This window comes from Actinomyces stomatis (assembly GCF_031292835.1).
Taxonomy (GTDB): Bacteria; Actinomycetota; Actinomycetes; order Actinomycetales; family Actinomycetaceae; genus Actinomyces; species Actinomyces stomatis.
In genome coordinates this window covers 16,607-29,130 of record NZ_JASPEP010000020.1, presented here as the reverse complement: position 1 = coordinate 29,130, position 12,524 = coordinate 16,607, and the positions used below count along the sequence as shown (strand labels likewise).

Genomic DNA, 12,524 nt, shown 5'->3' with positions numbered 1-12,524 from the left:
CGTTGAGGGACGCCGAGTGCGGCGCAGGGCAGGAAGCACTCAGGGAGGTCGCATGCATATCGCCGTCTACGCCTTCAACGGCATCACCATGTTCCATCTGTCGATCCCCCAGATGGTCTTCGAAACCGTGAGCCGACTGGGGCTTGCGGACTGGAAGGTCTCACTGTTCACCGCTGCCTCCGAGTCGGCAGCACTCTCGGAGGGCACCACGAATCCCGCAGAAGGCGCGGGCCCGGCGCCCTCCACCCCGTCATCGCGCACCGCCTCCATCCGCACCTCGGAGGGCTACATCCTCGGCGGATTGGGCGGGCCGGAGCTCGCGGGCGAGGCCGATATCGTCGTGGTCCCCGCGTGGTTCGCCGACGGGCGCCCCGCCGGAGAGGACCTGTGCTCGCTACTGGAGACTGCACATGCACGGGGCGCCTGCGTCGTCGGCCTGTGCCTGGGGGCGGTCCCGCTGGCCGAGGCCGGCCTCATCGGCGGGCGCCGGGCGGTGACGCACTGGCGGGCCTTCGAGCCGCTGGCGCGCGAGCACCCAGAGATCGCGCTGGACGAGTCGGTCCTGTATGTGGACCACGGCGATGTTCTGACCTCGGCGGGCGCGGCGTCGGGCCTGGATGCCTGTCTCCACCTGGTGCGCACGCATCTGGGGGCACAGGCCGCCAACGAGGTCGCACGTCAGCTCGTCATCGCGCCGCATCGCGAAGGCGGGCAGGCACAGTACATCGAGCGGCCGGTGCCGCGGCACGCCGACGACGACCCGGTCGGCAGCACGGCGGCCTGGGCGCTGGAGCACCTGAGCGAGCCGCTGCCCGTGGAACGGCTGGCGAGGAAGGCGCAGATGAGCACCCGCTCCTTCATCCGCGCCTTCCGGGAGTCGACCGGCACCGCGCCTGCGGCATGGGTGCGCGCACAGCGGGTGCGCGAGGCTCAGCGTCTCCTGGAGAGCACGGACCTGGCGGTCGAGCAGGTGGCCTCGGTCTGCGGCTTCGGCAGCGCTGTCACCATGCGGCAGGCCTTCGCCCGGATAGTAAGCACGACGCCGTCGGCCTACCGACGCCGGTTCCGCACCGTTTCTCCCGACCCCGCCGACGCCTGAGGCCGTGCTGACGTTCTGAGGCCGCACCGCCGGGGACATCGACGGGGACATCCTGCGCGGCGGGGTGCCGTCTCTTTCGGCCGGGGACATCCTGCGCGTACGGGAACGGGAATTCTGTCCCCGTACGCGTCGATGGCACCCGTCGGCGGCACAGTGTCCCCGACGGCGTCGAATGTCCCCATCACTACGAGGGGCCACCTGCTCCTCGACCGGCCAGGACGCCGGCGCGGCCGCCCCCGCCAGCGCGAGGAAACGTCACTCCGCGGGCGACTCAACGACGAGCGGCGCCTCACCGGGTGCACTCACCTCGGCTCAGGGCGTCTGCGCCACCCTTGGTATGATTCGGGTATGACTCAGAAGATCGCGGTAAGCCTCCCGGACGAGCAGGTCGTCTCAATTCGCCGCGCGGTCGCACAGGGCAGGGCACCGTCGGTATCGGGATTCATCAGCGCAGCGGTCGCTCGCGCGCAACGGGAGGACAACCTCGCCCAGCTGTTGGACGACCTTGATCGCGAACTCGGCCCCGTCGACGACGCGGACCTGGCTTGGGCGGACAAGGCGCTGGGACTGGCGTGACCGCCACCGGCAGGAGGGACGTCAAGGGCCTGACCCTCGACACCGGCGCGCTACTCGCACTTGAGCGCGGGGACTCGCGGGTCCGCGCGCTTCTTCGCCGGGCTCTGGAGACGGGCCTGCCCCTGAGCGTGCCGGCTGGAGTCGTGGCGCAGGCCTGGCAGGGTGGCCCTCGGCAGGCCCGAGTCGCACGACTGCTGGCGGATCCCAGCGTGCACGTGGCGCCGCTGGACGACACGACTGCGCGAGCCGTCGGACTGCTTTGCGGACGCAGCGGCCATCGGGACATTGTCGACGTTCACGTCGCCCTGCTGGCGGAGGAGCAGGGGCACACCGTGGTGACCTCCGACCCTGAAGACCTGAGCGCCGTCTACCCCGGCCTCCCACTCATCACGGTCTAGACGAGCGTCGCACATCCTGGCCGGCGACATCGACGGGGACATCCTGCGCGGCGGGGTGCCGTCTCTTTCGGCCGGGGACATCCTGCGCGTACGGGAACAGGATTGCTGTCCCCGTACGCGTCGATGGCACCCGTCGGCGGCAAAGTGTCCCCGACGGCGTCGAACGCCCCCATCAGTGCGAGGGGCCGCCTGCTCCTCGACCGGCCAGGACGCCGGCGCGGCCGTCCCCGCCAGCGCGAGGGACCGTCACTCCGCGGGCGGCTCAACGACGAGCGGCGCCTCACCGGGAGCGCGCACCTCGGCGCGGGGCGCCGGTTCCAGGGCCAGGCTCACGTGCAGCCGCTGCCCCTGCTCGCCGACGGCGTCGTAGGACAGTCGCGGGTTGTCCAGCTCGGTGACCTCGGTGCGGGCGCGCACGAGCCAGGGGTGGCGTCGTCGCAGTCCGATGAGGTCCTGGTGGAGCCGCAGCATCCAGGCTCCCTGCGGCGCGAGCCCGGACGGCGTGGCCGGCAGGACGGGGCGGACCTCGTCGTCGCCGCCGAGGGTCTCGGTCTTCACCCCGCGGAAGGCCTGCTCGTCCCCGTAGTAGACGCTGGGCACGCCACCCACGGTCATGAGCAGGACGACGGCAAGCGCCGCCCCGCCGGCCCCGACCTTGCTGGCGATGCGGGTGACGTCGTGGTTGCCGACGAAGGTGGCCGGGACGAACCGGTCCAGCAGGTCGTTGTGGCGCTTGAGGCACCAGTCGAGCTCGTAGAAGTTGACGTCGGCCAGTGAGCTCCAGGTGGCCTTCCACAGCTCGTACTGGGTGACGGTGTCCACGGTGGAGGCCTCCACGAAGCCGGCGTAGTCGCCGTGGATGACTTCGCCCATGAACCAGGCGTCGGGGTGTCGCTCGCGCACTGCGGGCAGGACGCTCGCCCAGAAGGCGGAGTCGACGGCGTAGGCGGCGTCCAGGCGCCAGGCGCTCGCGCCGCGGTCGAGCCAGTGGGTGAGCACCCGCACGGCCAGGTCGCGCACTTCGGTGGAGTCGTGGTTGAGGGCTGCCAGGGACTCGTGACCCTCGAAGGTGGCGTAGCCGGGGCCGGTCGGTCCGGCATCGTTCCCGCGGGTGGCGGTGTCGAAGCGGAAGAGGCCGCGTTCCTCTCCCCCGGCGCGGGCGGCCCGGAAGAGGGGGTGCTCGGTGCCGACGTGCCCGAGGACGCCGTCGAGCATGAGGGCCAGGCCCCGGGTGCGACAGGCCTCGGCGAGGCGGTCGAAGGCGGCGTCGTCACCCAGGCGGGGGTCGATGCGCAGGTGGTCGGTGGTGTCGTAGCCGTGGGTGGAGGAGGCGAAGATGGGGCCGAGCGACAGGCCGTTGGCGCCGAGCTCGACGGCGTAGTCGAGCCAGGGCTCCAGACGGTCCAGGCGCGCGGGGGCGCCGGGTTCGGTCAGGGGCGTGCCCGGTTCGGGGCGGATGGGGGCTCCGGTAGCGCCGAGGGGATAGACCTGCCACCAGATGGCGTGGTCGACCCAGGCGGGGGTTGCGGGACGGCTTATTCCAGACGACTCACTAGTCATGTCTTCCAGGGTGCGCCGTGCCCGTTAGCATGTCAAGGTGCCGTCCCGTACTGACAAGCGTCCCCGCCTGCGCATGGATCCTGCCGAGCGCCGCGAACTGATCCTGTCCGCGGCGAGGCGGGCCTTCGCGAGCCGCCCGTATGAGGAGGTCTCTCTGGTCGAGGTCGCGGCTGAGGCTCAGGCCTCCGAGGCGCTGGTGCACAAGTACTTCGCCGGGAAGGCGGGCCTTTACACCGAGGTGCTCCGGCGTGCCGCTGACGAGCTGGCCGAGCGCACCCGGCGGGCCGACGACGCCCTGCCGGAGGGGTCGTCGGCCCGAGACCGGGTGCGGACCTCGGTGCTGACCTACCTGGACTTCATCGCTGAACGCTCCCCCGGCTGGGTGACCTACCAGGCGCTGGCCGGCCACGATCCGGGCGAGGAGGCGGCCCGGGTGAGGCGGCAGGCGCGAGAGGCGGCGGTGGCGGCCCTGGCCGAGGTGGTCGGCGGCAGCCGGGGCCACCGCGACGACTTCGCCCTGTGGGGCTACCTGGGCTTCCTCGACGACGCCTGCCTGCGCTGGGTGCGCGCAGGCTGCCCCGACGACCAGCGCCACAGCCTGGTTGACGCGGCGCTGGGCTGCCTGGAAGGAGCCCTGGGCGACTGGAGGAAATGAAAGCGGACGAGCCCAGAATCGGACTGTCTGCCTCAGCGCCCACCGCCTCACCCCGCAGCAACGACGCCGGCCACCCACATCGCAGGGGGGCGACGGATGGCTGGCGCACCGCCAGTGCCACAGCATTGACTGCGATGCACAGGCAGGACGGCCCGCCACAAACATCCAGCCCCGCCACGGCGGTGGTCGAACCTCACGGTCGAGAACCGACCTCGGCGGCGCTGCCTTGCCCTAACGCCAGACTGCTGCTGCGCACGGTTGACGAACTCACCGAGCGCGCCCGGCGAGCCGACGACGCCCTGCCGGAGGGGTCGTCGGCCCGGGACCGGGTGCGGACCTCGGTGCTGACCCACCTGGACTTCATCGCTGAACGCTCCCCCGGCTGGGTGACTTACCAAGCGTTGGCCGGACACGACCCGGGCGACGAGGCCGCCCGGGTGAGACGGCAGGCGCGAGAGGCGGAGGTGGCGGCCCTGGCCGAAGTGGTCGGCGGCAGCCGGGGCTGGCGCGACAAGGCGGTCGTGATGAAGGGTGACATTGGCGCAGGCTCCCAGGACGAGGGGATGACTAGACACCACTCATCGTCCCTACGGGGCTCGCGCCCCCGTCTCAGCGACACACCACCCCGGTCAAACCAGCCCACCCACCGACTTTGCCGGCCCCCTGGCACCCCCACCGAGCTCGAAGCCGCCTGAGCACCCGACACCCACCACCAGGAACAACCACAACCAACCACCACCGGCACCGGACAAACCAGCCCCACAAAACTCGGGACTTGACACCTGGGACGTACTGTGTGTCAGGTAGGTCAAAGTGAGGGAAAGACGCAGGAACAGGCCCTACATCCGCACCAAAACTCTCTCAAGAGCAAACCGCTACGTTATCGACTAGCGACACACCCCCTTAAAACCCTTAAATAATTCTATAAATAAACCTTTTTACTCTTTAAATTTCTTTGGAGGAATACGATTGCCATGACGGTCTTCATGGTCTCGAGCGCGGTCCACACCACCTTCATATGCCGTTTCACCAGTATTATAAGACTCCGCAACCCAACTATCCGTATACTCAGAAATGCGTGAACCCATATTGTTAAAGGCGTTTCGAGTAGCTTCTCTAATCTGTTTTCCATCTCCTCCTTCTTCTGCCTTACGCAAGTTCTCGTAATTTAGACTTCCGTCAGGGGCTACAACAGTTTCGTCTCTACCCGACCACCCTGCAATCCTGTCCTTTTCGATAATTCCACCTTGCATCATTTTCTTCATAATATCATTCGTGACCACGTGTTTATTGTCCCCAATTAGGTCGGTAGCCTTGACCTCTGCCTCGCGCTCATTTTTAGCATACCGCTCTTCTAGCTCATTCATTGCTTCCTTTTCCGCCACCCCTGCTACATAACTCACTCCAGTCTTGAATACATGTTCAAGGGATTTACTAACCCCAGGGATACCTGGAACCGGAATAAATCCAGTCACCCCCGAAATTCCGTTGATCCATTTGTTTACCTTATCATCGGCTTGGATTCCACGTTCCACTCCCTCATTCGAAATAGCACCAGCGATAAAACCTTGAGTTCTCCGGTAATTACTAATCGCTGTCGTTAACGCGGATTTTTTGTTCCCCTCAGATTCATCGGGATTAGCGGCATAACTAATACGTCTATCGGCAATATAACCTAGTCGTGCCTGAAGGCCGTCAAGCCCGTGCTCAGTCAATCCGAGCTGACCGGTAAGATTCGACAATGTTGCATCTGAAAAATTCGGTTGTGTAGCCAAACCGTTACCCCAGTAGTTTTCAGTGTAACTGGTGGTAAAACCGTCGCTACCATTGGGTATTTTCCCTGAAAGATAGGTCACCGCCGTGTCTCCATTAACATTTCCTGCATTGTTGATTGAATGATCAACGCCTGCAGCATAATTCTTCAGCGCGTTACCTATATGACTTATAGACGTGCCGCTTAGATCGATGTTACTCTCTCCTATGGTATTGAGAATCACACTTGTTCCCAGAGCAGCCTGGTCCGCGAGCTTAATTCGCTCAGGGCTAGCCTCTGTGGTATTAATTAACCCGAACTCGGACATTTTGTCCGATATGATGGCAAGATTGTTGGTCCACTTATTATCGCCAAACGAGTATCGTTGCGCAAGCCTGCGAGTTCTTTCAATGTCATTCTCGCTGGCGTCTACTCCCTTTGTCCCGAAGAACATGGCTGCTGCTTCGCCGTTGTTGGTCATGGCGTCAACGATACCTAAAAGAGGGTCAAATCTATCAAGGTAGGAAGAAGAAGGAGAGCCCTTTTTATGTTTACCAGGAGGGCCGACGTTCGGATTCTTCTCATTTCTAATATCCTTATAGGGAAGTTGTTCGGCAGCAGCCCCCATAAATGCAAGAAAGTTCGCACCGAATTTCAGGTCACTGATGCCATCATTATCTGCATCGTGACCTCCTATCATTTCATTGAGAACGGGGATCCTATCCCACTCACTTTCGTCGTCAACGGAACCAATAATAAGGTCCGCATTTCTTTTAGACTTTTCTTTATCCCAGGTCTGTGACGCAGTAGCAAGTATCTCACCGACAACAGGCGCCTCCCTATTCTTGAGCACATCCGGGTCGGCGCCTAGCTTGGTAAGATTTTCGGGGCCTACACGATCGATGAAACTATTCGCATAGGTGGTGTCACCCTTATTCGCCTTCATCGACTCCATGACCTCGTCGAAGCTTCGGCCACTAGGAAGTTTACTCTCTCCGCTCCTTAGGTCGTTGGCGTCCAAGGTACCTTGAGACCACATTTCAAGATTCTTAGGGGTGTCCACGTCCACGCCATCAGGGACCTCAAAAGTAATTTGTCCAGTAGCACTATCAAAAGTAGCTACTCCAGTGCTGTTGAGTTGTTCAACGTTTTTTTTGATCCTTCTAATTTCGTCCGTCCGTAGAAGTAAACCCTGACCCGCTTTAGAGAAATTATCCAGACATGAACTGAGCTCTTCTCGTATTGGATCTTGAGTGTAGTGGTTACGAATGAGACTACATGCACTCTCCACTGAGCTGCGAAACAGATCGACGGTGGAGAGCTTCTCATCCAACTTACTAGGATTTAAGTACACTTTCGTCATTATGTAATTCCTTTCTTCACAGCTTCCACGTGGCATCAGGGTGGCCTTCAGGAACCTTATCCAGGCCACTTGCGTGAATGTTACCGATCTCCGAATCGATAACTTCAAACACCTGATTGCAAGCAGACGCAACTTTTCCCGCGGCGTTTCTCAGCTCAGACCCCTCGTCATTCGCCGCCCTACATACCCATGTATCCGGAGCATCCACCCCGCTGTTATGTGACATGATATCTTTCAACATATTATCATAGCCCCTTATGAAAGTGAGTTTTTGCTCCGCGTATGATCGAATGTCTTTCAGCGCCTCCAATCTAAGGTTCGGAAACTCCTTTTTATCCTGCCCGTCTTCAGGCAGCTTTTTGTCCTGCTCATCCTGAGGCAGTCCTCCGCCAGGCATCTCATCTCCTCACTACACGTTTTCCTTTGATTTCCATTGACTATTTCACGTCATCGACTCGTCGCATCTTCTCCCGTCTTTTTTTCCTTCAGTCGGCCTTTGGGACCTGTACCCAGGACCAGCCGGCGGTCGTCACCATGACGCCCCGGCCCTTGGGGACCGGGCCGCCGATGGAGCGCGGTAGCCTCGCCGAAAGATGAGTCCCGTCCTCGGAGGACCTGGGCGCCAGGACCAGACCCGTGCGGGTCTTGCGCACCTGCGCCACCACACCCCGGTACATTCCGGAGATCTCATCGATCCCGCACCCCACCAGGACACCGCCATTCGCGTCCCGGCACGTCCTCAAGTGCTCTTCAATCACGGGCCCGAGCGCATGATCGCCTCCCATAATCTCGAAATCGTCAATAACAATGAGTGTGTTCTCAGGCTCCTGCCGCAAAAGCTCCTTGAGGTCATCGGGCTTGGACTCCAGGCCCAGCCGTCCCAGAACGCCGTCGCGCCCCTCCAGGGCGATCAGCGGCGAGCGCCGCGGCAGCACCAGCACCACGCGAGTCCCACCGTCCAGCGCCCGCTGGGCCCCGAACATGAGCGCCGTCGAGCGCCCGGAGCGCCGAGGCCCGGCCACCAGCACCCCGTTGCCGATCTCGTCCATGGACACCGGGATGAGCCCCAGGTCGTCGCCGCCCACGGCCAGGGAGATGCTCCCCGGCGCCAGAGGCGGCCCCATCTCAAGGGCCTTCTCCGCAGAGATCGCCACCGGCAGCTCGTCCACGTGGCCGGCGGACAGCTCCCGAGGAATCTCCCCCCACTTCTCGCGGCTGAGCCGGCCCGCCTCGTGGATCGCCTCCACTTGGGCGGTGCCGTCAACGTCGGCCGTGAGCAACGCCAGCTGCACCTCACGCGGCTTGGGCCCGCTGCGGAAGGCCCGTCCCTGCGGCATGGTCAACGGCACCTCGCGCGCCCGCATGCCCACCAGGTCGAAGTCGTCCGGGGACGGCATCCGCAGCAGCAGGCGGTCCTCCAGCAGCATCCCGAACCGGCTGCGGAACACCGTCCGGTCCCCGGCGACCACCACGCGCAGGCCCACCGCGGCCCCCTCACGCATGAGGCTCTCGATGCTCTCGATGATGGCCCCGCCGTCGACGTTCTCGAAGGTGGCCACGAAGTTGTCCCACCTGTCAATCAGCAGCACCAGGTAGGGCAGCCGCCCCGGCTCGGGCGTCTTGGCCCGCTGCTCGGACAGTGAGGCGAAGCCCTCCGTGGCCAGCAGCTGCTGACGTCGCGCCACCTCCCGGCCCAGCAGGGTCAGAACGCGCCGCACCCGGTCCGGCTGGTCGCGGGTCACCACCGCCCCCACGTGCGGCAGCGCCAGGCACGGCAGCAGAGCCCCGTTACCGGCGTCGATCCCGTACATGTGGACCTCCGCGGCCGACGCCGAGCGGGCCACCGCCACCGCGATCCCCCGCAGGACGCTGGAGCGCCCCGTCCGGGGGGCCCCGGCAATCCCCAGGTGCCCGGCGCGCGTGAAGTCCCAGGTCATGGGCCGCTGCTCCTGCTGAGCCGGCAGGTCCTCCAGTCCCAGGGGCAGAGCCGGCAGGAAGCCCTCGGCGCGCTCCCCTCCTCCGGTCTCCCCTCCTTCGGGCTCCCCCATCCGCTGCTCCACGGCGTCCAGGGTCAGCAGCTCGGGCAGCGGCGGCAGCCACGGGCTGTGCGGCTTCTCCTTGCCCATCGCCCGGTAGGCGTCCCCCATGGCGTCCACGAGCGTGGCCAGGTCCGTGGGGATCGTGGCGTCCTCCTCCACCTCCGGGGGCGCCTCCTCCGGCCGGGAGAGCTCGTCCAGGCTCAGGGTCGCCGAGCGCAGCGCCGCCCGGGGCAGGGCGCCCCGCGGCCGTCCCCCTACCCGGGAGGACTGGAACTGACGCAGGCTCGCGTGCCCCAGCCGGGCGTAGGCGCGCCCCGGGATCGACGGCGGGATGAAGGCGGAGGCGGCGGCCTCAATGACGTCCTGGGAGTCGTTCTCGTCGGTGACCCGCAGGGCGATGCGCAGGTTCGTGTTCGACTTGATCTCCGCGGAGACCACGCCGGCGGGCCGCTGCGTGGCCAGCACCAGGTGCACCCCCAGCGAGCGCCCGCGCCGGGCGATGTCCACCAGGCCGGTCACGAAGTCCGGCAGCTCGGAGACCAGCGCCGCGAACTCGTCGATGATGATCATCAGCCGCGGCATCGGCTCGTCCCCCGGGGCCATGGCGGCCACGTAGTCCTCGATGTCCTTGGCGTCGGCCCCGGCCAGCTGGTGCTCGCGCCGGCGCAGCTCGGCGCCCAGGGACTCCAGGGCCCGGGAGGTCAGGTGCCCGTCGAGGTCGGTGACCATCCCCACCGTGTGCGGCAGGCGCGCGCAGTCCTTGAAGGCCGCCCCGCCCTTGTAGTCCACGAGCACGAAGGTCATGGCCTCGGGCGTGTTGCCCATGCACAGGGAGGCGATGAGGGTCTGCAGCAGCTCGGACTTACCCGAACCAGTCGTCCCGGCCACCAGGGCATGCGGCCCGTCGGCGCGCACATCCAGCCAGAACTGCCCCTCGGCGTCCTCCCCGATGACCGCCCTCGTCGTGCGGCTGCACCGCTGCCAGGCCTCCAGGACGGCGTCGGCACCGGGCTCGGGCAGGGGCAGCACGTCCAGCAGCCGCGAGGCCGTGGGGATCGTGGAGTCCGCCCCGGCGGCGGAGACGTCGTGGACCGGCGCCAGCGCCCGGGACACCCGCTCGCACCAACCGTCCAGCACCAGGTCCAGGGTGACCCGCTCAACCTCATCCTTGTCCGTCTGGGAGACCGACGGCGCACCCGGCCCGGTGGACACCACGGCCCGGCACTCCTCGGGCAGGGCCGTGCGCTCCCTGTCGATGCAGATCAGCCGCACCCCCACCTCGGGGCCGCGGCGCAGCACCGAGATGAGGCCCGGGCGCAGCCGCAGGGCGTGCCCGCCGTCGAGCACCACCAGGATCTGCTCGCCGTCGGTGCTCCCGCGGCCGCGGCTGTCGGAGGCCTCCAGGCGCCGCTGCACCAGGTCCGCCAGCTCGCTGATGCGCCGGCTCACCGTCTCATCGTCGACGCCGATCCGCGCCCGGGCACCCATGCCCTCCGCGTTGCGCAGGTGGGGCAGCCACCTCGCCCAGGACCAGCGCTCCTCGGGCCGCTCGCCGCGCACCGGCTCCACCAGGAGCACCATCTGCAGCTCGGCCGGCGAGTGCAGCACCGCGGCCTGGGCCGTCAGCCAGGTCGCCACCTCATGGCACCGCTCCCCGCACACGCCGACCACGCCGATGCCACCCAGGGGCACGGTCACGGGAACGTCCGGGGCCGTCCAGCGCAGCGGCTCCTCGTGCTTGGCGCGGGCGGGGTCGTCGACCTCGACGTCGCTGGGCAGGTCCGCGACCCCCACCCGCAGGTCCAGCCAGTCCGGGTCCGAGGGGCGCCGCTCCCACAGCTGGGCCCGCGGCCCGGTGGCGCGCAGCAGCAGCTCGGCCGGGTCCGGGGCGTCCGTGCGCCGCAGCCCGCGCTCCTCGGTCAGCGCCTTGAAGGCCGCGTCCTCGGTCTGGTCGCGCTGCTCCTCGTACTTGCGCAGGTCCTCCCGGTAGTGCTTCCGGTTGTTGGAGCGCCCCTGGATCAGGTTGGCGATCATCATGACCGGGGAGAACAGCATGAACATGAGGGAGTAGACGCGCCCAGTGACCAGGTACATTCCACCCCCCATGACCAGCGGGGAGAGCATCATGGCGAACGGGAAGGGCGGCTTGGGCGCCTGCGAGGGCTCGCGCGGCAGCGTGAACTTGGTGACCCGGATCGGGCGGGCCAGGCGCGGGGGCCGGTTGAAGTTGATCGTCGGCGCCCCCGGGGTCGGGGAGGTCACGGCGTCGGCGGCGGGCACGTACTCGAGCACCAGCAGGCTCTCCCCCACCGTGAGAATCGCCTTCTCCGACCAGGGGGTCGCCCCCTTGAGCGGGCGTCGGTCCAGCTCCAGGAAGTGGCGCTCACCGTCGGGTTCCAGGACCTCGCGCCCACTGAGGATCCGCTCCGCGCCCTTGTTCTTGCGCTTGCGCTTGGCGCGCCGCTTCTTGCGGCGACGACGGCGCTCGGAGGGCGCCTCATCCTCCTTCGCCGCCAGGACGAGTGGCCCCGGCAGGGGGCGGCGGCGAGGCAGCGCAAGCGGCACCGTGCGCTCGGCCACGCCCGGCGCCGGGCTCAGGAGCACCCGTCCGCCCTGGGAGACCGTCAGATCGGCGACCTTCTCCTGTCCCGCCTCGCCCTCCAGGGTGATGTCCTGGTCGGGCCCGCCCAGGGTGTACTCGCCCAGGCTCAAGCGGTGGACCGCTCCGGCCCCGCGCCCGCCGACAACACGCACCTCGACGACCCCGACCGGTTCGACGTCGTCGAGGACGGCCGCACCGAGCCCCAGCAGCATGCCGTTGCGGACGGAGCCCGACCCCAGGGACGCCCGCGGGTCGAGGCGCCGCGAACCGTGCCACAGCGACGACGGCGGAGCACTGACCGGTTCCCCGGCGTTGACCACCAGGCGCAGGGACTCCCCCGGCGCGGTGGTGGGCACGGTGCGGTCCAGGGCGGCGGCGAGGTCGCCGACCGTGGCGTCCTCCGGGACGACGACGATGAGGTCGCGGGCCTCGTGGGCCTCCTCCAGGGGACGCAGGACACTGATGAACAGCTGCATGGT

At 66.4% G+C, this 12,524-nt stretch carries 9 protein-coding genes; 5 read left to right on the top strand and 4 right to left on the bottom strand.

Annotation, left to right across the window (positions count from 1 at the left end):
* The first annotated feature begins 52 nt into the window (after positions 1–52).
* The 3 genes from RIV12_RS10145 to RIV12_RS10135 all read left to right on the top strand — a co-directional run bounded on the left by RIV12_RS10145 (position 53) and on the right by RIV12_RS10135 (position 2,073).
* Positions 53–1,099 (top strand): GlxA family transcriptional regulator, encoded by a 1,047-nt coding sequence (locus RIV12_RS10145; RefSeq protein WP_309323587.1) that lies wholly within the window; start codon positions 53–55, stop codon positions 1,097–1,099.
* 348 nt (positions 1,100–1,447) lie between these two features.
* Complete coding sequence (locus RIV12_RS10140; protein ID WP_075417694.1) at positions 1,448–1,675, top strand: ribbon-helix-helix domain-containing protein; 228 nt, start codon at positions 1,448–1,450, stop codon at positions 1,673–1,675.
* Positions 1,672–2,073, top strand: coding sequence for a PIN domain-containing protein (locus RIV12_RS10135; RefSeq protein ID WP_309323585.1), 402 nt, complete (start codon positions 1,672–1,674; stop codon positions 2,071–2,073). The genes RIV12_RS10140 and RIV12_RS10135 overlap by 4 nt, the downstream gene beginning before the upstream one ends.
* A gap of 246 nt (positions 2,074–2,319) precedes the next feature.
* Here RIV12_RS10135 and RIV12_RS10130 read toward each other — a convergent pair whose 3' ends face one another.
* Positions 2,320–3,633: an alpha-amylase family protein gene (locus tag RIV12_RS10130; protein WP_309323583.1), complete on the bottom strand. Its 1,314-nt coding sequence runs from the start codon at positions 3,631–3,633 to the stop codon at positions 2,320–2,322.
* Positions 3,634–3,670: 37 nt separating this feature from the next.
* On the opposite strand from RIV12_RS10130, the gene RIV12_RS10125 reads away from it, so the two are divergent.
* Entirely contained in the window at positions 3,671–4,288 is a 618-nt protein-coding gene (locus RIV12_RS10125) for a TetR/AcrR family transcriptional regulator (protein ID WP_309323581.1), read from the top strand.
* Positions 4,289–4,422: 134 nt separating this feature from the next.
* Positions 4,423–4,983 carry a hypothetical protein gene (locus RIV12_RS10120; RefSeq protein ID WP_309323579.1) on the top strand — a complete coding sequence of 187 codons (561 nt, stop codon included), beginning with the start codon at positions 4,423–4,425 and terminating at the stop codon, positions 4,981–4,983.
* 243 nt (positions 4,984–5,226) lie between these two features.
* Here the strand turns inward: RIV12_RS10120 and RIV12_RS10115 are convergent, their stop codons facing one another.
* The 3 genes from RIV12_RS10115 to RIV12_RS10105 form a co-directional block, all read right to left on the bottom strand.
* Entirely contained in the window at positions 5,227–7,404 is a 2,178-nt protein-coding gene (locus RIV12_RS10115) for a DUF6571 family protein (protein WP_309323577.1), read from the bottom strand.
* A 16-nt stretch (positions 7,405–7,420) separates the two neighbouring features.
* Positions 7,421–7,801: a hypothetical protein gene (locus RIV12_RS10110; protein ID WP_309323575.1), complete on the bottom strand. Its 381-nt coding sequence runs from the start codon at positions 7,799–7,801 to the stop codon at positions 7,421–7,423.
* A gap of 88 nt (positions 7,802–7,889) precedes the next feature.
* Positions 7,890–12,521: an FtsK/SpoIIIE domain-containing protein gene (locus RIV12_RS10105; protein ID WP_309323573.1), complete on the bottom strand. Its 4,632-nt coding sequence runs from the start codon at positions 12,519–12,521 to the stop codon at positions 7,890–7,892.
* Positions 12,522–12,524 lie beyond the last annotated feature (3 nt).

Excerpts from the sequence above, each read along its gene's own strand:
- RIV12_RS10140 (WP_075417694.1), top strand. The coding sequence starts at position 1,448 with ATGACTCAGAAGATCGCGGTAAGCCTCCCGGACGAGCAGGTCGTCTCA.
- RIV12_RS10145 (WP_309323587.1), top strand. The coding sequence starts at position 53 with ATGCATATCGCCGTCTACGCCTTCAACGGCATCACCATGTTCCATCTG.
- RIV12_RS10130 (WP_309323583.1), bottom strand. The coding sequence starts at position 3,633 with ATGACTAGTGAGTCGTCTGGAATAAGCCGTCCCGCAACCCCCGCCTGG.
- RIV12_RS10110 (WP_309323575.1), bottom strand. The coding sequence starts at position 7,801 with ATGCCTGGCGGAGGACTGCCTCAGGATGAGCAGGACAAAAAGCTGCCT.
- RIV12_RS10115 (WP_309323577.1), bottom strand. The coding sequence starts at position 7,404 with ATGACGAAAGTGTACTTAAATCCTAGTAAGTTGGATGAGAAGCTCTCC.
- RIV12_RS10120 (WP_309323579.1), top strand. The coding sequence starts at position 4,423 with ATGCACAGGCAGGACGGCCCGCCACAAACATCCAGCCCCGCCACGGCG.
- RIV12_RS10105 (WP_309323573.1), bottom strand. The coding sequence starts at position 12,521 with ATGCAGCTGTTCATCAGTGTCCTGCGTCCCCTGGAGGAGGCCCACGAG.